Consider the following 24727-nt stretch of genomic DNA (forward strand, 5'->3'; position numbering starts at 1 on the left):
CATTTTTGTTGTGTTTTTATTTATTTTGATCTAATGTCATTGTTCGTGCTGCTAAGTGCCACCGTACTGCGTTCGCAAAAAGGTGACTTGGATGACTTCAACCGCCAGCGTCAAAGCCGCGCACGGCCTGGAGGCCGAGCTCCTTGGCTTGCTTGCGCGCCAGGGGCGCCGTATGCCGATACCCGTGTTCCTCGCCGCCCTGATGAACGCATCCATGGCCTATGGACGCGTGCCTGTATTTGGCCTCGGCGCGTGGCTGCTGCTCGTTGTCCTGGTGCTGGCAGTTCGCTGGGCCATCCTTGGCCGCCTGCCCACGGCGCCCGGCTTGAGCGATGGGGCGCGCCTGCGCGTTGCGGTCGCCCTGAGTGGGCTGAATGGCTGCGTTCAGGCGCTATCGCTGGCGTTCTTTGCCGCATTGCCTGACGTCCAGCGGGCCATCCAGTCTTTGCTGTTGGTGGGCTTGTGTACGGGCGCGGTCGCCACAACCGTCGGCTATCGTCCGATTTTTCTCGCTTTCGTGGTGCCGGTCATGGCTCCCCTCGTCGCCATGTGGGCGTGGACCGGTACCAACCGCCATGCGGGCTGGATCGACGGCTTGACGGCGGTGATACTCGTCATTTTCGGCGCATTGCTGTTCGCCTTGGCCAACGACTCGTACCGGCTGTTCCGTGAGTCGTTTGAAATCAGGCTGCAGCAGGCCAGGCTCAACGAACAGCTCAATATGGCGCTGATGGCGGCCGACGCCGCCAACCACGCCAAAACCCGTTTCCTCGCGTCGGCCAGCCACGATTTGCGCCAGCCGGTGCATGCGCTGACCTTGTTTGCGGCGGCACTGAGCATGCAGCCGCTCAGCGAGGCCGGCCGTGAAATTGCGCGCCACATGGATCAGGCCTTGCAAATGTTGTCAGGCCAGCTGGAAGCCTTGCTGGATATCTCCAAGCTCGATGCCGGCATCGTCGAGGCCAGACCGGCGGCATTGGCGGCCGCACCGTTCCTGCTGCGCGTGCATGGCGAGTATCTGCCGGCGGCGCAGGCGAAAGGCTTGCTGCTGACTGTCGATTTGGCCTGCACGCCCGTGCTCATGACGGACGAAGTCCTGTTGGGGCGGCTTGTATGCAACCTGGTCGACAACGCCATCAAGTACACGGAACAGGGCACGGTCGGCCTGTTCCTGCTGGAGCAGGACGGGGACATCGTGCTGGGCGTGAGCGATACCGGCAGAGGCATTCCCCTGCCTGAACACGAGCGCGTGTTCGAGGAGTTCTATCAGCTGGGCAATGTGGAGCGCGACCAGCGCCGGGGACTGGGCCTGGGCCTGTCGATTGTGCGTCGCCTGGCCCAGCTGCTGCGGATCCGGCTTGAAATGGTATCCCGGCCTGGCCTGGGCACCAGCTTTTACCTGATAATCGCGCGGCATGGCCAGCTGGCTGGCGCCGATCCGCCTGTCCGCCTGCCGCCGGCATCTCTGCCGGCCCTGCACGTACTGGTGGTGGACGATGACGATACGGTCCGTTCGGCAATGCAAGCCTTGCTGCAGGAACTGGGCATGCAGGTGGTATTGGCTGGCGGTACCGCAGAAGCGCGCCACGCGGCCAGACGCTGGCGCCCCGATGTGCTGCTGGTCGATTTTCGCTTGCGTGGCGATGACAGCGGTCTGGCTACCGCCGCGGCGTTGCGCGCGCTCCACCCGCAGCTGCCGGTCATCCTGATTACCGGAGATACCGCTCCCGGCCGCCTGCGCGAAGCGGCCGACGGGGGCCTGCTTTTGCTGCATAAACCCGTTGCGGTGGATGTCTTGAGGCAAGCCTTGAGCGACGTCAGCGCACTATCATCGGGAGCACCCCATGGTTGAAGAGAATGGCGGCAAGCGTGCGGCGGCATGGCTCTCGGAGGGAATTGAAACCCTGTTCGCCACGCTTGACGAACAGGTGCCCGTGATCGATTTTGATGTGCTGATCGTGGGCAGTGGCTATGGCGGCGCCGTGGCAGCGGCCGGTTTGGCTGGCAGCCGCGACAATGGCAAGCTCGTCAAGGTTGGCGTACTCGAACGCGGCAAGGAGTATCTGCCCGGCTCCTTCCCCGGTCATCTGCGCGACCTGGCCGGACATGTGCGTTTCAATACGCCGAACGGCGCCGTTCCGGTCGGCAACCGTGAGGGCCTGTTCGATGTGCGCGTCGGCCCTGACGTGAGCGCCCTGGTGGCGAATGGCCTGGGCGGCGGGTCCCTGATCAACGCCGGCGTCATGGTCGCTCCGCGCGGCGCGGCGCTGAAGAAGCTGAGCGCGCTCGTGGATGGCCTCGAACCATACTTCGCCAAGGCGCTCGAGGTGCTGGGCGCACGGGTGAACGGCGCGCCGAATACCATCTTGCAGCACGCCGGCGATCTCCCCGCCAAGTATGTGGCGCTGCAAAAAATGGCCGCCAGGCTGCACCCGGCCGATGGCGTATTCAGCCCCGCTGCCGTCACCATCGCCATGCGGGACAGGGCCAGCGCTGGCGGCGTGGCGCTCGATGCCTGTGCCATGTGCGGGGATTGCGCCACCGGCTGCAACCTGAACGCCAAGGAGTCGCTCGATACCAACCTGTTGTACCGGGCTGCCAGGCAGGGCGCCAGGATATATACGGGGGCGACGGTGCTGCGCATCGAGCGTGACGCCAAGCTCGGCGCCTGGTGCGTGCATGTCAATTTCACCGACGCCCAATTGCGTGCGCGCCGCGAGCTGCCCTACAAAATCCGCGCGCGCAAGGTGATCCTGGCAGCTGGCACCTTCGGCTCCACCGAAATCCTGCTGCGCTCCCAACGCGACGATTTGGCGTTTTCGACGCATATCGGCAAGGCGTTTTCAAGCAATGGCGACATGATCGCCGTCGCGTACGACGGACCGGACCTGATCAACGGTTTTGCCGATGAAGCGCAGCCGCTGCGCGCGCGTCGGGTGGGGCCCACCATCACCGGCATGATCGACCTTCCCGCAGCATCAGGCGGCCTGCTGGTTGAAGACCTGGCGGTACCGGGACCATTGCGGCGCCTGTTCCAGGAGGTGGTCACCACCGCGCACACCTTGCACGAACTCGGCAGGGAAGATGCGAGCACGCATACCGGCCTGCCTGATGAGCGCGACCCGTGCGCGGTGGATCAGGACAAGCTCGGTCACAGCGCGATCCTGGCCGTGATGGGCGACGATGGCGTCGGGCAGGACGAGCGCTTCAATGGCTCGCTTGAACTCGTCGGCGGCAAGGACGACGACAACGGCGATGGCGCGATCCGCGTGCGCTGGCCCGAGTTGCGCGATCGGCCTTTGTTTGCGCGCCAGGTACGTCTGCTCGCCGGCCTGGCAGAGGGCGAAGAGGCCGGCCCCGGCCCTGGCCCCAACGGCACCATTTTGCCCAATCCTCTCTGGAAGATGCTGCCCGAATCGATGGACTTCCTGCTGTCGGCCAAGCGCGGCCCCTTGTTTACCGTCCATCCTCTGGGCGGCTGCGGCATGGGCTGGACGGCAGCCGATGGCGTGGTCAACGATTGCGGTGAAGTATTTCGTGCACTGGCGCAGGATGACGACTTGCTCCATGAGGGCCTGATTGTCCTCGATGGCGCGATCTTGCCAGGCGCCTTGGGCGTCAATCCGGCCCTGACCATCACCGCGCTGGCGCTGCGCGCGATCGACAAGCTCAAGACCAAGTGGCGGTGGGACACGGCGCAAGCCGGAACGCCGCATGCCGCACCGCCGCCGGCCGTGCGGCCCCGCGCGCGCGCCGAGCCGATAATGGAAGCGGCTCCGCCGACGCAGGTGCAATTCATCGAGCGCATGGCCGGTCCCGTAACGATCGTCGGCAGCAGGAAAGAGCCGCTGGCGTGCGTGGTCGAGCTGAGCCTGCATTTTCGCAGCATACAGCTGGCCAGCCTGGTCTTGCCGCAAAACGGCAAGCCGGTGCCTGCCCGGCGCGCGCTGCAGGTCGATCCTGCGCACAGCCTGCTGGAAATCTTCGACGCCGGTGCATGGGAAAACTGGAAGATGCGGCGCGAGGTGCCAGGCGAGGTGCCGCCGGCGCCGCTCCTGACGGCGCCGGTGGCGGGCACGCTGTATTTTTTTCATCGGCAAGCGTCGACGCTTGCGCAGCGCAGGGCAAGCAGCGTGCCGGCCTGGCTGCTCAACCGTGGCCTGCGCGATTTCTGGCAATGGGGCGTCGAGCGCTGGCGGCAAGGCGGAGCGCCGTTCCCGCGCGATGCGCCGGGCCGGTTGTGGGACGAGCTGGGGGCGCGGTTCACCAGTGCCAAGGCCCTCGCTTCGCATGCCGGCGAGGTACGCCTGTTCGACTATGCCATCGAGATCGGCAAGAGCACGAGCGGATCGCCGCAGCTGGCCGCGGATCAGTTCAGCGGCCGGCGCATCCTCGGCGCGAAGCGGTTTACTTACGAGCGCGCCGGCAATCCCTGGAACCAGCTCATGCGCATGGAGGTCGACGCTTTCCCATGCCTGAAGGCGGGCACCCGGCCGCAATTCGCACTCGACACCGGTTTCCTGGTGCGTGAAAACGTGGCGCTGTTTCGTATCCTGGGGCAGCCGGACCAGCCCGGCGCATTGGCCGATGTGGCCTCGCTCGGCGCCTACCTGCTGCGTCTGCTGCTCAGCATCCACGTGTGGAGCTTGCGCAAGCCCGATGCCACGCCGATGCGCGTGCCCGAACGGCTGCCCGGACCGATCCCCGGCCTGCCGGCGCCCGAGATCACGGAACTCGAAGTCGATCATTTGCCCGACGGCACGCCTGTGCATGTGCGGCTGACGCGCTACCGGCGCACCGAGCAGGCTGCCGACCGGCCGCCCGTCGTCATGATCCACGGATATAGCGCCAGCGGCACCACATTTGCCCATCCCGCAGTGAAGCCCAACCTGGCATCCTATCTGTGGGCGCGTCAGCGCGACATCTGGATTGTCGACCTGCGCACCAGCAGCGGCATGCCGCACGCGCGCCACCCGTGGACGTTCGAAGACGCTGCCCACGCCGACATCCCGGCAGCCATCGCACATATCTGCAATGCCACCGGCTTCGACTATGTTGACGTCGTGGCCCACTGCATGGGAGCGGCCATGATCAGCATGGCGATACTGGCCGAACCGCGCGCGGGAGAGCGCTTTGCCGCGCAACGACTGTGGATGAACGGCCTGATCCGGCGCCTGGTGCTGTCGCAGGTGGGACCGCTCGTGGTATTTAGCGAGGCGAACATCTTTCGTGCCTATCTGCTGGCCTACCTGCGCCAGCTGCTGCCGCTGCGGGCCTTTGCCTTTCGCATCGAGGGCGAGCCCAGTCTCATGGATGAATTGATAGATCGCCTGCTGGCCACTACGCCCTATCCCAGGGAAGAGTTTCATCTGGAAAACCCGTGGTGGCCATGGGGAAAGGCGGATTTCGTGCGTACCCGACACCGCATGGATGCCCTGTACGGCCGCGATTTCAGTCTGTGCAATGTCGAACGGGCAGTGCTCAAGCGCATCGATGATTTTTTCGGACCGCTGAGCATCGATACCGTATCGCAGGCGATGCATTTCGCGCGCCTGAAAACCATTGCCAATAGCGCCGGGCACAATGTGTACGTCTCGCGTGAACGCCTCAGGGAGCGCTGGACTTTTGACACCATGAGCTTGCATGGACTTGATAACGGCCTGTCCGATCCGGCCACGCTGGCGCGCATGGATGACATGTTTACCGACACGCTGTTTGCCTACGTCACCCGGCCAATGAAGGGCTTCGGCCATCAAGATTGCTTTATCGGCCGCGATGCGCACAAGGTGTTCGATACCATTGCCGCTTTTCTGGGACCGGAGTCGGCGGCGACACCACTGTCGGACTATAAAATGAGCGTATCGGCCGGTCCTGGCCGGTGGGCACCGCGTACGCCCTGGAGCGGACCGGTACGCACCGGCCTGGCGACAGCGGATGCCTTCATGGTGGGAGCGGGTTGCGATCCCACCCACACCCGCGCAGTCCTGGTCGCGTTCGTGCCTGTGGTCGCGCGTGACAACCATTACCATATCTGGTCCGGCATGGCGGGCGCCACATCCAGGGCGGCGCTGTTGCAGGGCCTGCAGCTGTACGCCGGTGCCGCCGACGAGGATGGATGGATGCAGTTCGCGCCCAAGCCCCCCGACGCTGGCGCGGCGGAGGCTCCCGACGGCCTGCTGATGCTGCTGCTGTACGACGAAAAGCCCACTTTCTTCGACAAGAGTGCGCCATCGCCGCGATTCCACCATCCGTCCTTGCGCGACAAGGAATTGATGGGCCTTCTGCAGGCGCGGCCCGCCACAGCGGCGGCCGCTGTCCCTGCCCGCAATCCGGTGGCGTTGGCGACGATCCTTGCCGAACTGCTCGATTTCGTGGACAAGGTCTTCGATGACCTCGTGGGCAGCATCGAGCGCGAACTCGCCGCCAGCCCGGTGACCAGGCTGGAGTCCGGCCTGCTGGTGTTTGCCGCTCCCGTCGATGCCATGCCCGCGGCCAGTCCTGGCGGCGAGCCGCCGTGCGACTTGTGCTTCGCCCTGGCCAGCTGCCAGTATCCGGCCGGCCTGCTCGATCAACAGCCGGCGTTCGCTTCCTTCGAGCGGCTTGGCGCACGCCTCGACAGGGGAGGCAGGATGGCGCCAGCCTTCCTGCTCTTGATGGGCGATCAGATTTATAGCGATGCCACCGCCGGCCTGTTCGATCCCAGTACGCTGGACGATCGCTACGTGCGGCCGTACGAAAAGCTGTTCTCGAGCAGGCAGGTCAAATTAGTGATGCGGCGCTTGCCCACTTATATGATGCTTGATGACCATGAAATCGCCGATAACTGGGAGCCGCTGGCGCACGCGAGGCGCGCAGACCCCCATCTGACGGCGGGACGCTTGGGCTATCTGCGCTTCCAGCGCACCAATGCACTGGTGCCGTCCCTGGCGGCGGCACAGGCCCCCGATTGCCTCGAATCGGCGAGCATGCTCAATGGCTTCGCTTTTTTCATCGCCGATACCCGTACCGAGCGCGAAGCGCGTTCCGCGACGAATTCCAGCACGGCTGCCATCATGAGTGAGCGCCAATTCGGCGCACTGCTGCGCTGGCTGCTGAAACAGCACGAGACCGACCCTGACCGTCCCAAGTTCATTGCCTCCCCATCGATCCTGGCGCCGCGCCGATTGCGAGCCATCCACGGCAGCCTCGATGCGCATTGCCTGCGCTCGGATGCGTGGGATGGCTACCCGGCATCAATGCGGCGCTTGCTGGCGTATATTGCGGGGCACGGCATGCGCAATGTCGTGTTCCTCTCGGGCGACGAGCATATCTCCTGCGTGGCAACGCTGCTGGTGCAGCCGCCCGGCGCGGCACCGGCGGTTTCCATCCGGTCGATACACAGTTCGGCACTGTATGCCCCGTATCCGTTCGCCAATTCGGTGCAGGAAGACTTTGCCGACAACGAGGATGTCTTCAGCTTTACCGATCCGTCACAGGTATTCAGCGGTACGTTCAGTTGCAGCGTGACGGCGGACTATGTCCGCGGCGACGGTTTTGCACTGGTGACGGCGGCGCGGCACGACGGCCAGTGGCGAGTCGATTGCAGCTTCGACCGCGCGCCCTGACGTGCTCAGACCGCATGGGACTGGTCGCCTTCCGGCGCCGCCATGTCGGGGAACAGCCGCAAGCGGTTGGCCTCATATACCGCCGCCGTGCGGTTGCTCACACCCAGGACCCTGAACGCAATCGCCAGATGGTGTTTCACCGTGGTTTCCGCTACCTGCATTTCACGTGCGATGACCTTATTGCTCTGCCCCCGTATCGCGCTGAACAGTGCTTCCTTTTGGCGCGGTGACAGGGTAGCGAGCGTTGCATTGCCTGGTGCGCGCTGGACGGGCGGACGCGCGGGCGCCATCGCGCGCTGGTACGGTGCGCGCAGCAGTGGACCGGGCAGCGCGACGCCACCCTGCAGCACTATCCTGAGCGCTTCAAGCAGCTCGGCGACGCCCGAGGTCTTGGGGACGTAGCCGGCGGCGCCGTGCTTGATGGTCTGCAAAATGATATCGGGATCGGTTTCGCCCGACAGGACGACGATGCAGGCCGTATCGAAGGCGTCGCGCAGGATCAGCAGGTTGTCCATGCCGTCATTGCCGGGCATGTGCAGGTCGAGCAGAATCACATCGAAACGTTGGCCCTGGCACGCATAGTCCAGCGCCTGCCCGCGACTTTGCGCCTCGACCAAGGTGAGCCCTGGCTGCAGGCCGTTGAGGGCCGACTTCAGGCCGGCCGTGAACATTTGATGGTCGTCAACAAGTAAAACACGCACGACGGACTCCTTTGCCAACAATCCGGTTTTCAGTGCTCGGCTCGGTGATAGGCCAAATGGCCAGGTGGCCCTATACGTTAGCACATCGACCATGCGGCGTGGCCCTTCGTATCAGACGAGAGCCCAATATCGGCGCTCGCAGCCACTTCCTATACTGGTTCCACGACGCCGGCAGGCGACGATTTCCACTTTGAGCGAGCAGAAGGGGGCTGACGTGAACATCACTTATCGCTGCATGTGTGTGTTGCTGTGTCTGCAATTGTCGGGCTGTGCAGGCATGCACATGTACAGCGAACAACGTGACCAGCACGGCAAGGACCTGAAGGCCGCATGGGCCGCCGTCGACCTGAAGGGGTACTTCGCGGCGATGCGCGAATCACCCGCTCAGCTATACAAGGAGAAACAGGATGCCATCGCCGACTCGCGCAGCGCCCAGGCAGACAATGCGCTATGGCGGTTGGCCGGTAGCCGGATCCGTGACGCTGGCACTGGACAGGACAGCGTTTATGGCTTGTTGTCTGAAGAGCTCAACAACTTGGGCGATCACCTTGGCAGCGCGGCCGACAAAGAGTGGATCGATACCTGGCTGGAGCAGGCATGGCAACTAAGGATAAATCGGGCCAGGCAGAAGGTCTATCGGAGCTTGTCCGCTGCCGAAGGTGCCGACGGTCAGGCTTGCCCATCGGACAAACAACCGGACGCGGCGGCTGCGCAGGGCCAGGTTGCGGAATATCTGTCGGAGCTGGAAACCTTGCGCGGAGCCGAAGCGTGCATGGTGGAAAAGCAGAACACGGCGCTGGCTTGTTTGCCGGCCGGGGCCCTGCACGATAGCCTTGATGACTTGCATCGTGGGGAGAATGCGTACGCAAACGCCAGCAGGAATGCCGCCGCGCAGATGGCGCGGTATCGGCAGGCGCAGGAAAAGTACGCCGCCGCCGCCATCGCCAGTGAGCCCGGCGCCGCTCCCTCGCAGGCATTGCTCGGCGCTGGCGTCAAAGTGCGGGCAGCGCTGGCCGCAATCGAGTTTTCCAGCAATGTCCTTGGCAAGGAGGCTGTCGCAAATGACCGCATCAAGCGCATAGACGCCATTGTGAAGAAGCTGGGAACGACAGACGATCCCGGCAAGGATGCCACCCGTGCCGAACTGGCGGCCGTGCTGGTTACCCGTATCGCGGATGACGCACAGGTGCTGGCAGACTTGCACAAGCCGGTGATACCGATGAGTTTATTGATTCAACGCGATCTGGAAAAAAATCGTGCCGACCTGGCACGCGTGCAAGCGGATATTTACCGAACAGACCTTGAGCTGCTCCGGGCGATCCTCGCCTCGAAAATGACCGAGGCGACCAAGCTGATAGGAGCACGCGCACAGCTCGATAGGATCAAACCCTGCTACAGGGGCATGATCTTTCTCGATGCTGTGGCGCTTCCCGCAGCGAAGACCCATCCCCCCTGTGACGATCCGGATAGCAGGGCCGCCCTATACGACGCGGCCGGCGACTATGGTCACGTGATGGGCGCCCTGCGTGCGCGGACGCAAGGCCTGGAACAGCGGCGCAGCGAGCTCGGATACGAACAGTCGCTTGCCTACAATCAAGCAAACGCCGAACAGTGGGCGGTGCTGATCGACGCTACCGCGGGCCAGTCGGTGGCCGCTGCCGCGTCGGGACAGAAGGCGTCGGATTATAAAGACGTCATCCAGCTATTTTCATTGCTGTGGATAGGGAAGGGAGTCAACAAATGAACAGCCCGTGCACCAGTGCCATGGCAGCCATGCTGCTCCTGGCGGGCTGCGCCACGTCGCCGCTGGAGCTGGAGGTCGCCAATCATGGCATGTCGTTGGCCACACAGCTCGAGGGGCAACTGGCGACATACGCCACACGCCAGGCCGTGATCGACGCGATGCGCAGACAGGAGATCGACAGGACGCGTGCGGAAACCCGTGAGGCCTTGCTGCAACATCGTCTGGACGAGCAGTTATATGCGTTCAGCGGGCAGGCCAGGCAGGTGGCGGTGATTCAGCAATTGCGCAGCAGAGTCGCGTTGCTGCGAACGGCGGCAATGGATCCGGTGGCGGACGCCGCCCAGGTCGCAGACCAGGCCCGGCAGACCATCGCGCCGCAGTCGACGCCAGCCAAGGCACTGGGCGCGACAGGCAAGGCATTTGGCGCACTGGGCCAGGAACTGTCTTTTGCCGAACGCGCAGCCCTGGCCGCATCGTTTTTCAAGGAAGTACAAGACGAGGCGAGGAAAAACCTGGAAGCAGCGGACAGCACTCAGGCGGCAACGGCCAAATCCACCGCCCGATAGCGCGGCAACATTACCATCAACTCTTAACTAGGAGCACATCATGACGGATTCGGCATTGCACTGGCTGCAAGAGATTGAGACCTCGCTGGAAGCCGCTGTCACCAAGGCCAGCAGACTGTATGACGCGGCCCCTCTGAAGGACAGGCCGCGCATGTATATGCTCCTGGCCAAGCTGCGCGAGCGCCGCACGACGATCAACAACGCTCTTGTCGATCTGCTGCAAGCGCGGATAACGATCGAGCCGCCGTCCCCCCAGACCGTGAAGCGGACCAAGGCATTGACCGACGATTTGCAGAACTGGACCAACGCAGTCAAGCAATACGATGCCATGCTTAAACTGTTGTCGGATCTTTCATCCCTCGTTAGCCAAACCATCGCGGAGCCCAGCCATGACTGAACCCTTTGAACTCAATGCGACGCTGACAGCCCGACTGCGCCGCTTGTACTCCCCGCAAGAAATCGCGGAATGGGGCCAGGTATTGGCTCAAGTGCACCGTACGGGCCTCAAGATCGATGACGTCTTTCCAGATGGAATGCCCAAGCCCGATGTCCTGGTTATGAAAACATCGGTGCCCGTGGCCGAACTCGGCCAGGCCATATTGCAACTGCAGCATCAAGCGACGTTGCAGCGTATCGAGATTTTACCGGATGGTATTCCAGTGCGGGACCTGTGGCGGGGACAGGGCAGGGTCGGCCTGAAATGAATCCCGGGCCCATTGCTGGCGCCGTGTTGCATCTGCATCCGCTACGCCGATGCAATCTGGCGTGCGCACACTGCTATTCCAACAGCACGCCGCGCGCCACTGATATGCTCGCTTTCGAGTCGGTGGCCGGCGCAATCCGCCAGGCGGCGGCATGGGGTTATCAACGGTTGGCCATTTCTGGAGGCGAACCGCTGCTATATCCATGGCTGGACGAGGTCGTGGCATTGGCCGCCGGGTGCGGCATGCGAACAGCGCTCATTACCAATGGGCTGCTGGTGGCGCAGAAGAACAAGCTCGCCATCCTGCGGCGTGTCGACACGGTGGCGGTCAGTATCGACGGCCTGGGCGCTGCCCATGACAGGCTGCGCCAGCGTGCACGCGCCTTTGTCGACGTACTGCGTGCGCTTGCGCTGCTGGCCGATGCCGGCATCGATTTCCACATTATCTGCGGTGTCAACCGCGACAATCTCGAGGATGTCGAAGACCTGGCCGCGCTGGCCTGCGACAGGGGAGCGGCGGCGCTCCAGCTGCACCCTGTCTCGGCGGCGGGCCGCGCGCGCAGCGGCATGGCCGATGCGCTACTCGGGGCCGATGACGCCAACCTGTTGTATCTCACCGGCATGTTGCTCGCCGCGGCTTACCAGGGGCGCATGGGCGTCCACACCGACCTGGCACACCGTAGTTGCGTCATCGCGCAGCCTAGCCTGATCTACGCCGCTGCAGACAGCGAAGCTCGCCATGATGCGCGGCCGGCCGACCTGTTGGGCGTGCTGGTGCTCGAACCCGATGGTGTGGTGAACCCGGTCAGCTACGGTTTCGGCGCGCCATATAGCATGGGCAACCTGCTGGAGCAGCCGCTTGAATCGCTGTGGGCGCCCTGGCTGGACGCAGGCTATTGCAAGTTGTCGCGCTTGGGGCGGACGCTGCTGAGGGATCTGCTTGCCGGCGCCGGGGCCGCCGTGTTCAATCCCAGCGATGTGCTGCGCCATGCTTCGTATGACCTGGCATCGCGCTAGGGCGCCTCTGTGTTTCACGTCATGCTGCGGTGTCGTCTGGTGCCGCCGTGCGTGCCGCCACGTCCGCACGGACCCGTCCTGAAATCGCGCCGCGCCTTCCCCGGGCAGACCCGTTCACTGCGCTCAGGCCGTCTGCCCCAGGCTGTTCAGTTTGCCAAGCGTATCCTGCGCGTTCATGCTCTTGGCCAGTGTGACGGCATTCATGCCGCGGCTGTCCACGGCGTCGATGCGGGCGCCATGCCGCAGCAGCAGTTCCAGGATGGCCAGGCGGTTGAACATGGCGGCCATCATCAGGGGCGTCTTGCCGTCCGGGCTGGCGCCATCGACCTTGGCGCCGTGCCGCAGCAGCAGCTCGGCGATCTCCAGGTGGCCCTTGTAGGCCACGCCGGCCAGCGGCGTCTGGCCCTGGTCGTTGGGCACATCGGGGTCGGCGCCCGCTTCGAGCAGCAGGCGCGCCGTGTCCAGGTGGCCGTGGTAGCTGGCCAGCATGATCAGGCTGTCGCCTTTTTCGTTGCGGAAGTTGACGGGCACGCCCTGGGCCACCATGGCGCCCAGCTGCTGCGTATCGCCTTCGCGCACCAGGCTAAACAGGCCCTGGATAAAGGCCAGCGTGTCGGCATCCATCGTCGGCGGGGTTTTTTTTGCATCGGCGTTCATGGGGTTCTCTCCGCAAGGGTGGTCAAGGCGCCCAGCTTACTATGCCTGCGCCCCGGCATGCGCTGTCGACAGCGTTTATTTCACCACGCCGCAGGCCATGCGCGCGCCGCCGCCGCCGAGTTTTTCCGGATGGTCGCTGTGGTTGTCGCCGCCCACGTGCACCATCAGGGCGTGGCCCTTGAATTCCTCGGCCTTCAGTCGCGGCGCCAGCACCGGGTAGGTGGCCGTGCCATCGGCGCCCACGTAGATGGCGGGCAAGTCGCCCTTGTGGCCGGTCGCATCGTACGGCCCCTTGTGGGCTGCCGTCCTGGCCGGGTCCCAGTGGCCGCCCGCCGCGCCGGCAGGCGTCGGCTTGCCATCCGTCACGGTGGCGTCGCACGATGGCTTGTCATGCAGGTGGAAGCCATGCGTGCCGGCGGGCAATCCTTTCAGGTCGGGCGTGAGCAGGGCGCCATACGGGGTTTGCGTGATGCTGACCGTGCCTGCCGCCTGTTCCGCGCCATTCGGTCCCGCAAAGAACAAGTCCACCGTTTGCGCCTGCGCCAGTGGCGCACCGAGTACCAGCATTGCCGTCAATAACCTTTTCATACGTCGCTCCTCATGTCGGTTGTTCGAACAGGGCTTTGCCCTGCGCCTGATCCATTGTCGCACCGCGCGGCAATTCGCCGCGCCCGCCTGCCGTTATGCCGGCTGGCGGAGGGCTGGCGGCGCCAGCGCCTTTTGCCGCGTGGCCAGCGCCGCGCCGATGAACAGGGCGACGGCCGAGGCGATCAGGCCCCGTTCCAGACCCGCCGGGCCGTCGGCGATCCAGCCGACGATGACGGGTCCGACGATCTGGCCCAGCGCGAAGACGGTCGTGTAGGCGCTGATGCCGGCCGTCCAGGAGGCTGGCGGCAGGTTGTGCCGCACCAGCGCCGTCGTCGAAGCCACCACCGACAGGAACACGCCGCCGAAGACCAGGCCGGAAAGGAAGACGATGGGCACGTTGCTGGTCAGCGCGGGCAGCATGGTGACCGTGCCCAGCACGGCGTTGAGTATGGCCAGCGATTCGCCGCCCTTGTAGCGGTCCAGCATGCGCGCCCAGATGCGCGACGACGCCACCACGGCCAGGCCCAGCAAGGTGTAGAACACGGTGATCAAGGTGGCGCTCATGCCTTGCTGCTTGAGCAGGGCGATGACAAAGGTCATGTAGCCGATGTAGCCGACGCCAAACATGCCGTAGCCGGCCAGGCTGGGGGCAAAGTCGCGCCAGGCGAAGCGCCGGCCCGCCTCGGGCGCGCGCGGCGCCTCGCCGATGGCCCTGGCCGGCAAGGCCATGAGGGCGGTGGCGGCCAGGCAGGCGATGCCCAGCGCCAGCCACGGCCATTGCCAGGCGTGCGCGGCGCCGTGCGCGTGCGCCCAGGCCAGCGACGCCGGCACCAGCAGGGCCGACAGGGCGATGCCGAAGCCCGTGCCGCCGTAGTACAGGCCGATATAAAAACCGGCGCGCTGGCTGTGCATGGAACCGAGCCGCGCCGCCAGCACGCCGCCGGCGATGAAGATGAAGGCGCTGGCCACGCCCGCGCAGACGCGCTGCAGGAACAGGGCGGTGGTATCGCTGACCAGGCCCGACATCAGCATGAAGAGGCTGGCCAGCACGCAGCCCGCCATCAGCAGGCGCCATACGCCCAGGCGGCGCATCAGGGCCGGCGTGGCCAGCGCACCGAGAAAGTAGCCAAGCGCATTGAAGGTGTTCATCGCGCCGGCCAGCAGGTAAGACCAGCCCAGGTCGGCGCGCATGGGCGGCAGCAGCAAACCGTAGGAAAAGCGCGACAGGCCCAGGGCGACGGCGGCGCCCAGCGACAGCGCCAGCGCCGTGGCCAGCGGATGGGCCGGGGAGGAATCGTGTAGCGGCATGGGGATCCGTGACGGTGAAAGCGGTGGTGAAACCGGCGCCGCCATGTGGCGGGCGGGGCGGGGCGGGCTGTGCGCGACCAGGCTGCGCAAGGTGCGCGCCGCGCGGCATTTTTACTATCAAGTTAATGAATATTGTTTTAGAAGTCAAGCAGTCGCTGCCCGCCATGCCGTCGAGCATTGTTGCTGGAAATCATGCAATGATTGCCACCGTTACTTTTGGAGAGAATTGTGAGACATGCAATATCATATAATTGCATCTAGGAAATTAACTTGCCTAAATTCAATTTCGTGAGTTTCTCCTGATCCCACATCTCATAAGGGCACTATGAACAAGAATAAACCCGGCGCGTTGTTGATCGCAGCGCTGATTGGCGCGGCCTTGGCTGGCTGTGCTTCCGAATCGTCGCAAGCCCTGGCCGTACCCACGGTCGCCAGCGCGGCACGTCCCTACGTTGGTCCGCGCACCCTGATCGCGGTCGGCAAATTCGACAACCGCTCCAATTTCATGCGCGGCATCTTTTCCGATGGCGTCGACCGCCTGGGCAGCCAGTCGAAGACCATCCTGATTGCGCATCTGCAGACGTCCAACCGTTTTAACGTGCTCGACCGCGACAACATGGCGGAACTCAAGCAGGAAGCGGAATTCAAGAAACAGGGCCAGAACATCAAGGGCGCCGATTTCGTCGTCACGGGCGACGTGACCGAATTCGGCCGCAAGGAAGTGGGCGACAAGCAGTTGTTCGGCATCATGGGCCGCGGCAAGACGCAAGTGGCGTATGCCAAGGTCACCTTGAACGTCGTCAATATCGCCACCTCGGAAGTCGTGTACTCGGCTGGCGGTGCCGGCGAATACAGCCTGTCGAACCGTGAAGTGCTGGGTTTTGGCGGCACCGCCAGCTATGACGCCACCCTGAATGGCAAGGTGCTGGACCTGGCCATGCGCGAAGCCGTCGAGCGCCTGGTCGCCGGCGTCGAAGCGGGCGCACTGCGCACACAATAAGGTATCCCATGAAACAGACAATGATGAACAAGGGCGCTGCCGTGCTGGCGCTGCTCGCCTGTGCCGCCCTGACCGGTTGCGCCACGCAATCGAAGACCCTGTACCAATGGGAAGGCTACCAGCCGCAGGTGTACGAGTACCTGAAGGGTGAAAGCCCGGAGCAGCAGATCGCCGCCATGGAAAAGGACTTGCAAGTGATCGCCGCCAAGGGCAACCACGCGCCGCCGGGTTTCCACGCCCACCTGGGCATGCTGTACTCGATCGCGGGCAAGCCGGAGCAGGTCGCCGCGCAGTTCGAGGACGAGAAGAAGCTGTTCCCGGAGTCGGCGCCGTACATGGACTTCCTGTTGGGTAAAATGAAAAAAGGCGAGAAATTATGATGTCGCGCATGTTGAAAATGGCCCTGTGCCTGGGTCCCGCCATCTTCATGGTCGGCTGCGCCACCAAGCAGGCCGCCTATGACTACACGGCCTTCAAGGCCGCCAAGCCCCGCTCGATCGTGGTCTTGCCGCCGCTGAACAACTCGCCGGAAGTCAATGCCGGCAACAGCGTCTACGCGCAAGTGACCTATCCGCTGGCCGAGGCGGGCTACTATGTGCTGCCGGTGGCCGTGGTGGGCGAAACCTTCAAGCAGAACGGCTTGACGAATGCCGCCGATATCCACGGCGTCGATGCGAAGAAGCTCAACGAGATCTTCGGCGCCGATGCGGGCCTGTACGTGACGATTTCCAAGTACGGCACGACGTACGCCGTGATCGACAGCGTGACGGTGGTTGCGGTCGATGCCAAACTGGTCGACCTGAAGACGGGCGCCTTGCTGTGGCAGGGCGCGGCCAGTGCATCGAGCAATGAAGGCAACAACAACGGTGGCGGCGGCCTGATCGGCGCGCTGGTGACGGCGGCCGTCAAGCAGATCATCAACACCACGACCGATGCCAGCCATCCGATCGCCGGCACGGCGAATGCGCGCCTGCTGTCGGCCGGCGTGCCGAACGGCCTGCTGTATGGTCCCCGTTCGGAACGCTACCTGGCGCAGTAATCGCGTTGCTCCGCCGCGCGCGGGCCCTGCCGGGGCTTGCCGCGCGGTGCTTTTGCCAGGCGGGCGGCACGCCCTGCAGTGATGACCGGCGCCGGAGGGAATCGCGGACTCGTCCTGCGGCGCTGTTTTTCGTGAGTTCGTGCAGACCCGGGCAAGGAGCAATTCATGGCAACCCAGTTCAACATCCACTACAACGTGTCAAACGACGAGCTGCAAGGCAAGAGCGTGCTGGTCTTCCTGAAACCGCAAAATCCGCAGCGCAACTACCAGATCCATGCCTGGCAGGTGCTGAACGGCGCGGCCGGCGCCACCGAATCATTTACCTACGCTGACACCATCACGACCGACGTGACCTGCCTGGGCGCGCAGGACGTCAAGGTCGTCTCGCCGCGCCAACCGATCGAGCCGGGCCAGCTATGGAAGGCCGTGAACCCGACCAGTTTGCTGCCGGAGCTGCAGCCCGCTCCCACCGCGCTGGCGCAAAGCAAGTTGACGCCGCAGCAGTGCGGCGTCATCAACCACACCAACCCCTATATCCAGTTCGACAGCAACTGGTACGTCAATGACAAACCCGTCGTCAGCATGCCGTATGTCGACGCGAGAATGACGGTGAGCTTCGAGTACCTGCCCAATTTCTACTTCATGGTGACGACACCACCCGCGGCGGGCCAGACCTACATCGTGCAGAATTTCTCGGACATGACGCATTACACCATGCCGGTGACGGCCACCGAAGTGGATGTCACCGTGAACCGCAAGCAGGGCCTGTGGGACTTCGACTTCGGCGCCAGATAGCGCGCTGGCACGGCGTTGCTTGGCCTGCTTGCACCTCGACGGCCAGGTCGTCGAAGCCGGCCAGGCCACGTATTTTCCGGCGTGCCGCAGCGGCGATTGTGCGCGCCACGGCGCGTGCCGCCTGTGCTGGCGGAGGTGCGCGCCGGGGAGCGCATGTGTGCTACCAGGCCTGCATCGTCGAAGGAGAACCGCACGCGCAGGATACGCTCGCAGGAAGCGGGAGAAACCTGGGGCGGGCGCCATGTGGACCGGCTGTTCTACGACCCCATCTGGCCGGGTGTCCGACGGCTTGCCGCATGCCAAGGTAAGATGACGGTATTGTTGAATATCTTGAGGGGCCCGGGTGCGCGTGTTGCTGGTGGAAGACGATCCGATGATCGGGGAAAGCATCGTCGATGGTTTGCGCGGCGAGTGCTATGCGGCGGACTGGGTGCGCGACGGCAAGGATGCGGAGCTGGCGCTGGCCGGCTTCGACTACGACCTGATGCTGCTGGACCTGGGCTTGCCCGGCAAGGAAGGCATGGACGTGCTGCGCGCCACGCGCGCGCGCGGTGGCGACTTGCCCGTGCTGATCATCACGGCGCGCGATGGCACGCCGGCCCGCGTGGAAGGACTCGACAGCGGTGCCGACGATTATCTGGTGAAACCGTTCGACCTCGATGAATTGCTGGCGCGCATACGCGCCTTGCTGCGCCGCCGCGTCAGCCGTTCGCGCTCCGTCATCGAGCATGGCGCGCTGACGCTGGACCTGGCCAGCCATGACGTCACGTTCGCGGGCGCGCTGATCAAGCTGCCGCCGCGCGAATTTTCCGTGCTGCGCGCCTTGCTCGACCATCCGGGCAAGGTGGTGTCGAAGCGCCAGCTGGGCGAAAAGCTGTATGGCTGGGACAGCGAAGTGGAAAGCAATACCGTCGACGTGTATGTATATCAGTTGCGCAAGAAATTCGGCGCGGACTGCATCCAGACCGTGCGCGGCGTGGGCTACAAGATGCCGGTGGCGCCATGATGACCATCCGCCGCCAATTGCTGCTGGGTTTGCTGGCCGCCACCTTGCTGTGCGTGCTCGGTGCGGGGATTTCGCTGTTCCGCTCGCTGCTGGAAGAAACCAATGAGCTGGCCGACCTGCAGCTGCGCCAGCTGGCCGTGGCCTTGCCCGATGAGTTCGAGCCGCAGACGGGCCTGGCCGCCGCGCAAGAGCCGGAAGAGGCGTTCGTGCTGCAGGCGTGGGACGAGGAGGGGCATCCCTTGCCCGTCCTGCAGGGCCAGCCGGCGCTGCCGCGCTATGCGCTGTCCGGCTTTGCCGATGTCACGGTGCACGGCGAGGACTGGCGCCTGTATGGCGAGACGCGGCGCGGCCGCTACGTGCAGGTGGCGCAGGCACAGGCCGTGCGCGACCAGCTGGCCTGGCAGATGACCGTGCGCGCCGGCGCGCCGCTGCTGGTGTTTGCGCTGATCCTGGCGTTGCTGATCGTCGTCGTGGTGGCGCGCGCGCTGGCGCCGCTGCACCGGCTGGCCGAATCCGTGGCGGGCCGCTCGCCCGATACCCTGACGCCGCTGGCGGCCGACGATATGCCGCCCGAACTGCGGCCCGTGGCGCTGGCGCTGAATGGCTTGATGGGCCAGTTCGAGGCGGCGCTGGCGGCGCAGCGCACCTTTGTCGCCGATGCCGCGCACGAACTGCGCTCGCCGCTGACGGCGCTGAAACTGCAGCTGCAGGTGGCCGAACGGGCGGGCAGCGACGACGAGCGCCGCGCCGCGCTGGCCAAGCTGCATGGCCGGCTGGACCGCAGCACGCACCTGGTGCGCCAGCTATTGAGCCTGGCGCGCCATGAAACGGCGCTGACGGCCAGCCAGCTGCACACGGTGGATCTGGGACAATTGCTGGAAGCGGCCGTGGCCGATCACAGCGCGCTGGCCGACAGCCGCGAGATCGACCTGGGCGTGCTGGAGCCGCAGGGTGCCGCCGCCGCCGCGCCCGTGCTGGTCAAGGCCGATCCCGACGGCTTGCAGGTCTTGTTGAATAACCTCATCGACAATGCCCTGCGCTACACGCAGCGCGGCGGCAAGGTCGACTTGCAGGCGGCGCTGGAAGGCGGGCGGCCGCTGCTGCGCGTGTCCGACAACGGCCCCGGCGTGCCGCTGCAGCACCACGGCCGCTTGTTCGACCGCTTCTTCCGCCCCGATGGCAACGATGCCTGGGGCTGCGGCCTGGGCCTGTCCATCGTGCGCCATATCGCCGAACACCACCAGGCCGACATCGCGCTGGCCGACGGCGAGGCGGGGCGGGGCTTGCAGGTGACGGTGCGCTTTCCGCAGGCGGCGTGAACGAAAAAAAAGCGGATGCCGGTGAGGGCATCCGCTGTTCAGTCTCGCTCGGCGCTTACGCCAGCTCGGTGATGAACTGTTCGCGCGCGGGGCGCACTTTTTTCAGGTCCACCAGCCAGTCGCCTTCGTCGGCGCGGTAGCCCAGCGGCAGCATGACGACGGAACGCAGGCCTTTTTCGCGCAAGCCCAGGATGTCGTCGACCTTGGCCGGGTCAAAGCCTTCCATCGGCGTCGAATCGACTTTCTCTTCCGCCGCGGCGATCAGCGCCGTGCCCACGCCGATATACGCCTGGCGCGCCGCGTGCTGGTAGTTGGTTTCCGCGTCGCGCTGCGGATACGTGGCGAGGATTTGCTGGCGGTAGGCTTCCCAGCCTTCATTCTTGAAGCCGCGCACGGTGTTGACGAGGTCAAACATCTTGTTGATGCGCTCGACAGTGTAATTGTCCCAGGCGGCGAACACCAGCAGATGCGAGGCGTCCGTCACTTGCGCCTGGTTCCATGCGTGCGGCTTGATCTGCTCGCGCAGGGCCGGATTCGTCACGACGAAGACTTCGTAAGGATGCAGCCCGCTGGAGCTGGCCGTCAGGCGCACGGCTTCCAGGATGCGCTCGACCTTCTCTTGCGGCACCGTTTTCGTCGGGTCCATTTTCTTGGTGGCGTAGCGCCATTGCAGTGTTTCGAGCAGTGCGGACATGTAAATCCCTTTCATAATGAATAGTTCAGATTGGAAATGATAGCGGATTCAGGCATTTCAAGTGCAAAGGGGCAAAGAAACTGCTTGTCGACCTCACGCTAGCGCACTCAGGCACAGTTGTCTACAGGCCAACCATGGCAAGCTCCACTGCCGGGTAGCGCGCGCCTTGCACGCTGGCGGGCGCGATGGCGGCGCCGATGGCGGCCAGCTCGGCCTCGCCCAGGGTGAGTTGCGCGGCGGCCACGTTTTCTTCCAGGTGGGCCAGGCTGCGGGCGCCGGGAATCGGCACGATGTCCGTGCCTTGCGCCAGCAGCCAGGCCAGGGCCAGCTGCGCCGCCGTGGCGCCGCGCGCCGCCGCCGGGCGCTGCAGTTCGGCAACCAGGTGCGCGTTGGCCGCCATCGCCTGCGGCTGGAAGCGTGGCAGGCTGTGGCGGTAATCGTCGGGCGCCAGTGCGGCGCCGGAGGCGAGCCGGCCCGTCAGGAAGCCGCGGCCCAGCGGGCTGTAGGGCACGAAACCGATGCCGAGCGCGCGGCAGGCGGGCAGCACGTCCGCTTCCACGTCGCGGCTCCACAGCGAGTATTCGGACTGCACGGCCGCAATCGGATGCACGGCGTGGGCGCGGCGCAGGGTGGCGGCCGACACTTCCGACAGCCCCAGGTGGCGCACCTTGCCTGCCCGCACCAGTGCGGCCATGGCGCCCACCACCTCTTCGATGGGCACGGCCGGGTCCACCCGGTGCTGGTACAGCAGGTCGATGCACTCGATGCCGAGCCGGGACAGCGAGCCTTCCACGGCTTGCACGATGTGTTCGGGCCGGCTATCCACGCCCGCCATGCGTTCCACGCCCTGGCCGTGCGGCAAGATCTTGAAGCCGAACTTGGTGGCCACGCTGACCTTGCCGCGCAATGCTTTCAGGGCGCGGCCTAGCAAGTCCTCGTTGGCGTAGGGACCGTACACTTCCGCCGTATCGATCAGGGTCACGCCCAGCTCCACGGCGCGGTGCAGCACGCGCAGCGAGGCGGCCTCGTCGGCGCCGCCGTAGGCAAAGCTCATGCCCATGCAGCCCAGGCCGATGGGGGCGACGCGCAAGCCGGAGTTGCCCAGCGTTCTGTGTTCCATTTTTCACTCCTCTTCAAAAAAAGATGCAAGGAGTATGGATGAAGCAACAGCATGCGATAAGATGGCCAATCCTGCATGCATTACTGAATTTTGTTCATGAATCTTTTCCCCGACAATGGCTGACCTCAACGAATTGACGGCCTTTGCCGCCGTCGCGCGCCTGCGCAGCTTTCGCAAGGCGGCGCTCGAACGGGGCGTGTCCGCCTCCGCCCTCAGCCACGCATTGCGCGCGCTGGAAGAGCGCCTGGGCGTGCGCCTGCTGAACCGCACCACGCGCAGCGTCACGCCGACCGAGGCGGGGCAGCAGCTGCTGGCGCGGCTGGCGCCGGCCATGCGCGAAATCGACGATGCCTTGCAGGACTTGAGCGCCTTGCAGGACGTGCCTGCGGGCAGGCTGCGCCTGAACGTGCCCCGTCCGGCCGCCCGGCTGCTGCTGGGGCCCATGCTGGCCGGCTTTGTCGCCCGCTATCCGCGCGTGCAGGTGGAGGTGGTCACCGACGACGGCATGATCGATATCGTGCGCGACGGTTTTGACGCGGGCATCCGCTTCGGCGAACAGGTGGCGGCCGACATGATCGCCGTGCCCGTGGGCGCGCCGCAACCGTTCGTGGTGGTGGCGTCGCCCGCCTACCTGGCGGCGCATGGCGCGCCAGGAACGCCGCGCGACTTGCTGGCGCATGCCTGCATAGGCCGGCGTTTTCCCAGCGGGCGCCAGTATGCGTGGGAATTCGGGCCGGCGGGCGAGGGCGTCAGCATCGCCGTCGGCGGGCCGCTGGTGTTCGATGACGATGAACTGATGCTGCGCGCGGCCCGCGACGGGGCGGGACTGGCCTATGTGTACGAGGCCGATGCGCGCGCCGATATCGCGGCGGGGCGCCTGGCGTGCGTGCTGGAGCGCTGCCTGCCGCCGCCGCCCCGCTATTTCCTGTACTACCCGAGCCGGCGGCAGATGCCGCCCGTGCTGCGCGCCTTTGTCGACATGCTGCGCGCCGACGGTCCTGCCTAGGCAGCGGCCGGCGGCGCGCCGTGCTCGACCGGCCACTTGACGGTAAACACGCTGCCGCCCGCCTTGCCGCGCGTGCAGGCCGCGCTGCCGCCGTGCGCGCGCGCGATGGCTTCGACCACGGCCAGGCCCAGGCCGCTGCCCGCGTTTGGCTCAGCGCCGTCGTTGTCGCCGCGGCGAAACGCCTCGAACACGTGCGGCGCCAGTTCCTTGGCAATGCCGGGGCCCGCATCCTCGACGCTCAGGTAATACTCGCCGGCGCGCACGCGGGTGCGCACGCGCAGCAGGCCCGGATGCGCGTAGCGGCGCGCGTTGTCGAGCAGGGCCAGGACGATTTGCCGGATGCGCGCCGCGTCGCAGCAGACGGGGTGGTCGGACAGGTGCAGCTGCAGCGCAAAGCCGGCCGCTTCCATGTCCGGCGCCAGCAGGCGGCGCACTTCCTCGATTTCCAGGGTCAGGTCCGTCCATGCCATGCGCAGCTGCATGTGGCCGCTGTCGGCCAGGCTCAGGGTGCGCAAGTCCTCGATCAGGCGTCCCAGGTCTTCCACTTGCGACAGCAGGCTGGAAAACGGCACTTCCTCGGGCTTGAAGACCCCATCGACGACGCCCTGCAGGGTGCCGCGCAGGATGGTCACGGGCGTGCGCAGCTCATGCGCGATGGCCGCGTTCCACGTCTCGCTCTCCTTGGCGCCCCGCTGCAGGCGCTCGGCCATGCTGTTGAAGTCGTCGACCAGCATGGCCGTCTCGCCCAGGCTGCGGTCGCCCGCGAAGGCGCGCGCCGACAGGTCGCCATGCGCCACGCGGCGCACGCTGTCCATCACGGAATTGATCGGTTTCAGAATGCGCGAGGCCAGCTTGATGGCGAAAAAGGCCGCCAGCAGCAGGCCGAAGATGGTGATGGCGAAGATCCACAGCCATTCGACGGTGCTGGGCGACCAGTCGTCCGGTTCGGACAGCATGCCGGGGTCGATCTTGAAGGCGACGGCAAAGAAGATCCACGAGCCGATCCAGATGATCAGGATGCTGCACACCATCAGCACGGACATCGACAGGATGATCTGCCGGTTCAAACCAGTCAGGCGCATCAGGCGTCGCTTTCCAGCCGGTAGCCCACGCCGCGCAGGCTGGCCGGCATGTTCATCACCCCAGCTTCTTCCAGCTTCTTGCGCAGCTTGCTGACGTGGCTGTCCACCGTGCGCTCCAGCGAATTGCTCTCGGGCATGCACGATTCCAGCAGTTCCAGCCGGGTGCACACGCGGCGCGGCGTGCGCGCCAGGTGCGCCAGCAGGCGGAACTCCGTCAATGTCAGGCAGAGTGGCACGGGCGCGCCATCGCGCAGCACGCTGGCCACATACGTTTCCTGGTCGATTTCGATAGGGCCGCAGCGCAGGCGCTGGCCGCCGACCGGGTGGTGGCGCACGCGCGAGCGGCGCAGCACGGCGGCCACGCGGGCCACCACTTCGGCCGGATTGAAGGGCTTGATGATGTAGTCGTCGGCGCCCACGCGCAGGGCGGCCAGCTTGTCCGCATCCTGGTCACGGGCCGTGAGCATGATGACGGGCGTCTCGCCGCGCCGCCGCACTTCGGCCAGCACGCCCCAGCCGTCGACGCGGGGCATCTGCACGTCGAGCAGCAGCAGGTCCGGCGCCAGCGCCAGGTGCTGCTGCAGCGCCGCCTGGCCATCGGGCGCGAAGGCCGTGCGGTAGCCGTCGCGCTCCAGGTAGCCGGCGAGGATGCGGGCGATTTGCGGTTCATCCTCGGCGATCAGGACGAGGGCGGAAGGGGGCGTGGTGGCAAGAAACGAGGGCTGGCTGGCGCTGTGAAGATAGTTCATTCGAGAAGTCTAGCATTCTTCTTTCTCTC

At 65.2% G+C, this 24727-nt stretch carries 22 protein-coding genes; 14 read left to right on the forward strand and 8 right to left on the reverse strand.

The genetic code is table 11. From position 1 onward, the window contains the following. Window positions 1-91 precede the first annotated feature (91 nt). Both BM193_RS15000 and BM193_RS15005 read left to right on the forward strand, forming a co-directional pair. Entirely contained in the window at window positions 92-1852 is a 1761-nt protein-coding gene (locus BM193_RS15000) for an ATP-binding response regulator (RefSeq protein ID WP_092797283.1), read from the forward strand. Beyond that, window positions 1845-7604 carry an alpha/beta fold hydrolase gene (locus tag BM193_RS15005; protein WP_092797284.1) on the forward strand — a complete coding sequence of 1920 codons (5760 nt, stop codon included), beginning with the start codon at window positions 1845-1847 and terminating at the stop codon, window positions 7602-7604. The genes BM193_RS15000 and BM193_RS15005 overlap by 8 nt, the downstream gene beginning before the upstream one ends. A gap of 5 nt (window positions 7605-7609) precedes the next feature. Here BM193_RS15005 and BM193_RS15010 read toward each other — a convergent pair whose 3' ends face one another. Continuing rightward, window positions 7610-8305, reverse strand: coding sequence for a response regulator (locus tag BM193_RS15010; RefSeq protein ID WP_175533300.1), 696 nt, complete (start codon window positions 8303-8305; stop codon window positions 7610-7612). A 214-nt stretch (window positions 8306-8519) separates the two neighbouring features. Here BM193_RS15010 and BM193_RS15015 point away from each other — a divergent pair, with 214 nt between their 5' ends. From BM193_RS15015 to BM193_RS15035, 5 genes are read left to right on the forward strand one after another with little or no spacing between them, the layout of a single operon-like run. Further along, window positions 8520-10049 carry a hypothetical protein gene (locus BM193_RS15015; RefSeq protein ID WP_139176086.1) on the forward strand — a complete coding sequence of 510 codons (1530 nt, stop codon included), beginning with the start codon at window positions 8520-8522 and terminating at the stop codon, window positions 10047-10049. Window positions 10050-10069: 20 nt separating this feature from the next. Beyond that, window positions 10070-10615 (forward strand): hypothetical protein, encoded by a 546-nt coding sequence (locus BM193_RS15020; protein WP_092797287.1) that lies wholly within the window; start codon window positions 10070-10072, stop codon window positions 10613-10615. 40 nt (window positions 10616-10655) lie between these two features. Beyond that, entirely contained in the window at window positions 10656-11012 is a 357-nt protein-coding gene (locus BM193_RS15025; protein WP_092797288.1) for a hypothetical protein, read from the forward strand. Beyond that, on the forward strand, window positions 11005-11319 hold the full coding sequence (locus BM193_RS15030) for a hypothetical protein (RefSeq protein WP_139229968.1): 315 nt from the start codon (window positions 11005-11007) through the stop codon (window positions 11317-11319). Before BM193_RS15025 ends, BM193_RS15030 begins: the two co-directional genes overlap by 8 nt. A gap of 26 nt (window positions 11320-11345) precedes the next feature. Then, complete coding sequence (locus BM193_RS15035; RefSeq protein ID WP_175533301.1) at window positions 11346-12335, forward strand: radical SAM protein; 990 nt, start codon at window positions 11346-11348, stop codon at window positions 12333-12335. A 123-nt stretch (window positions 12336-12458) separates the two neighbouring features. Here the strand turns inward: BM193_RS15035 and BM193_RS15040 are convergent, their stop codons facing one another. The 3 genes from BM193_RS15040 to BM193_RS15050 form a co-directional block, all read right to left on the reverse strand. Continuing rightward, window positions 12459-12992, reverse strand: a complete 534-nt coding sequence (locus BM193_RS15040; RefSeq protein WP_092797291.1) for an ankyrin repeat domain-containing protein — start codon at window positions 12990-12992, stop codon at window positions 12459-12461. 75 nt (window positions 12993-13067) lie between these two features. Further along, complete coding sequence (sodC, locus tag BM193_RS15045) at window positions 13068-13580, reverse strand: superoxide dismutase family protein (protein WP_092797292.1); 513 nt, start codon at window positions 13578-13580, stop codon at window positions 13068-13070. A gap of 93 nt (window positions 13581-13673) precedes the next feature. Then, complete coding sequence (locus BM193_RS15050; RefSeq protein WP_092797293.1) at window positions 13674-14888, reverse strand: YbfB/YjiJ family MFS transporter; 1215 nt, start codon at window positions 14886-14888, stop codon at window positions 13674-13676. 325 nt (window positions 14889-15213) lie between these two features. On the opposite strand from BM193_RS15050, the gene BM193_RS15055 reads away from it, so the two are divergent. The 6 genes from BM193_RS15055 to BM193_RS15080 all read left to right on the forward strand — a co-directional run bounded on the left by BM193_RS15055 (window position 15214) and on the right by BM193_RS15080 (window position 20047). Next, window positions 15214-15888, forward strand: coding sequence for a CsgG/HfaB family protein (locus BM193_RS15055; RefSeq protein WP_092797294.1), 675 nt, complete (start codon window positions 15214-15216; stop codon window positions 15886-15888). A gap of 8 nt (window positions 15889-15896) precedes the next feature. After that, complete coding sequence (locus tag BM193_RS15060) at window positions 15897-16268, forward strand: DUF4810 domain-containing protein (protein ID WP_254786211.1); 372 nt, start codon at window positions 15897-15899, stop codon at window positions 16266-16268. Between the two features lie 47 nt (window positions 16269-16315). Continuing rightward, window positions 16316-16927 (forward strand): DUF799 domain-containing protein, encoded by a 612-nt coding sequence (locus BM193_RS15065; protein WP_254786276.1) that lies wholly within the window; start codon window positions 16316-16318, stop codon window positions 16925-16927. Between the two features lie 165 nt (window positions 16928-17092). Continuing rightward, on the forward strand, window positions 17093-17722 hold the full coding sequence (locus BM193_RS15070) for a hypothetical protein (RefSeq protein ID WP_092797296.1): 630 nt from the start codon (window positions 17093-17095) through the stop codon (window positions 17720-17722). 343 nt (window positions 17723-18065) lie between these two features. Continuing rightward, window positions 18066-18728, forward strand: a complete 663-nt coding sequence (locus tag BM193_RS15075; RefSeq protein WP_092797297.1) for a response regulator — start codon at window positions 18066-18068, stop codon at window positions 18726-18728. Then, window positions 18725-20047 carry an ATP-binding protein gene (locus tag BM193_RS15080; RefSeq protein ID WP_092797298.1) on the forward strand — a complete coding sequence of 441 codons (1323 nt, stop codon included), beginning with the start codon at window positions 18725-18727 and terminating at the stop codon, window positions 20045-20047. Before BM193_RS15075 ends, BM193_RS15080 begins: the two co-directional genes overlap by 4 nt. Before the next feature lie 55 nt (window positions 20048-20102). Here the strand turns inward: BM193_RS15080 and BM193_RS15085 are convergent, their stop codons facing one another. Next, a complete protein-coding gene (locus BM193_RS15085; protein WP_092797299.1) occupies window positions 20103-20741 on the reverse strand; it encodes an NAD(P)H-dependent oxidoreductase in 639 nt (212 codons plus the stop codon). A gap of 121 nt (window positions 20742-20862) precedes the next feature. Beyond that, complete coding sequence (locus BM193_RS15090) at window positions 20863-21861, reverse strand: aldo/keto reductase (protein WP_092797300.1); 999 nt, start codon at window positions 21859-21861, stop codon at window positions 20863-20865. A 115-nt stretch (window positions 21862-21976) separates the two neighbouring features. Between BM193_RS15090 and BM193_RS15095 the strand changes: the two genes are divergently transcribed. Further along, window positions 21977-22867, forward strand: coding sequence for a LysR family transcriptional regulator (locus BM193_RS15095; RefSeq protein ID WP_092797301.1), 891 nt, complete (start codon window positions 21977-21979; stop codon window positions 22865-22867). Here BM193_RS15095 and BM193_RS15100 read toward each other — a convergent pair. Both BM193_RS15100 and BM193_RS15105 read right to left on the reverse strand, forming a co-directional pair. Then, the gene (locus BM193_RS15100; RefSeq protein ID WP_092797302.1) at window positions 22864-23949 is read right to left on the reverse strand and encodes an ATP-binding protein; all 1086 of its coding nucleotides are present in this window, start codon (window positions 23947-23949) and stop codon (window positions 22864-22866) included. The genes BM193_RS15095 and BM193_RS15100 overlap by 4 nt on opposite strands. After that, window positions 23949-24698: a response regulator gene (locus BM193_RS15105; RefSeq protein WP_092797303.1), complete on the reverse strand. Its 750-nt coding sequence runs from the start codon at window positions 24696-24698 to the stop codon at window positions 23949-23951. Before BM193_RS15105 ends, BM193_RS15100 begins: the two co-directional genes overlap by 1 nt. Window positions 24699-24727: the final 29 nt, after the last annotated feature.

Origin of the sequence: Janthinobacterium sp. 344, from assembly GCF_900112025.1 — a bacterium.
GTDB lineage: Bacteria > Pseudomonadota > Gammaproteobacteria > Burkholderiales > Burkholderiaceae_D > Janthinobacterium.

Bases quoted from the DNA above. Each gene is read 5' to 3' on its own strand.
- BM193_RS15000 (WP_092797283.1), top strand. From the start codon at position 92: ATGACTTCAACCGCCAGCGTCAAAGCCGCGCACGGCCTGGAGGCCGAG.
- BM193_RS15005 (WP_092797284.1), top strand. From the start codon at position 1,845: ATGGTTGAAGAGAATGGCGGCAAGCGTGCGGCGGCATGGCTCTCGGAG.
- BM193_RS15020 (WP_092797287.1), top strand. From the start codon at position 10,070: ATGGCAGCCATGCTGCTCCTGGCGGGCTGCGCCACGTCGCCGCTGGAG.
- BM193_RS15025 (WP_092797288.1), top strand. From the start codon at position 10,656: ATGACGGATTCGGCATTGCACTGGCTGCAAGAGATTGAGACCTCGCTG.
- BM193_RS15030 (WP_139229968.1), top strand. From the start codon at position 11,005: ATGACTGAACCCTTTGAACTCAATGCGACGCTGACAGCCCGACTGCGC.
- BM193_RS15040 (WP_092797291.1), bottom strand. From the start codon at position 12,992: ATGAACGCCGATGCAAAAAAAACCCCGCCGACGATGGATGCCGACACG.
- sodC (WP_092797292.1), bottom strand. From the start codon at position 13,580: ATGAAAAGGTTATTGACGGCAATGCTGGTACTCGGTGCGCCACTGGCG.
- BM193_RS15050 (WP_092797293.1), bottom strand. From the start codon at position 14,888: ATGCCGCTACACGATTCCTCCCCGGCCCATCCGCTGGCCACGGCGCTG.
- BM193_RS15055 (WP_092797294.1), top strand. From the start codon at position 15,214: ATGAACAAGAATAAACCCGGCGCGTTGTTGATCGCAGCGCTGATTGGC.
- BM193_RS15060 (WP_254786211.1), top strand. From the start codon at position 15,897: ATGAAACAGACAATGATGAACAAGGGCGCTGCCGTGCTGGCGCTGCTC.
- BM193_RS15065 (WP_254786276.1), top strand. From the start codon at position 16,316: ATGGTCGGCTGCGCCACCAAGCAGGCCGCCTATGACTACACGGCCTTC.
- BM193_RS15070 (WP_092797296.1), top strand. From the start codon at position 17,093: ATGGCAACCCAGTTCAACATCCACTACAACGTGTCAAACGACGAGCTG.
- BM193_RS15080 (WP_092797298.1), top strand. From the start codon at position 18,725: ATGATGACCATCCGCCGCCAATTGCTGCTGGGTTTGCTGGCCGCCACC.
- BM193_RS15085 (WP_092797299.1), bottom strand. From the start codon at position 20,741: ATGTCCGCACTGCTCGAAACACTGCAATGGCGCTACGCCACCAAGAAA.
- BM193_RS15090 (WP_092797300.1), bottom strand. From the start codon at position 21,861: ATGGAACACAGAACGCTGGGCAACTCCGGCTTGCGCGTCGCCCCCATC.
- BM193_RS15095 (WP_092797301.1), top strand. From the start codon at position 21,977: ATGGCTGACCTCAACGAATTGACGGCCTTTGCCGCCGTCGCGCGCCTG.
- BM193_RS15100 (WP_092797302.1), bottom strand. From the start codon at position 23,949: ATGCGCCTGACTGGTTTGAACCGGCAGATCATCCTGTCGATGTCCGTG.
- BM193_RS15105 (WP_092797303.1), bottom strand. From the start codon at position 24,698: ATGAACTATCTTCACAGCGCCAGCCAGCCCTCGTTTCTTGCCACCACG.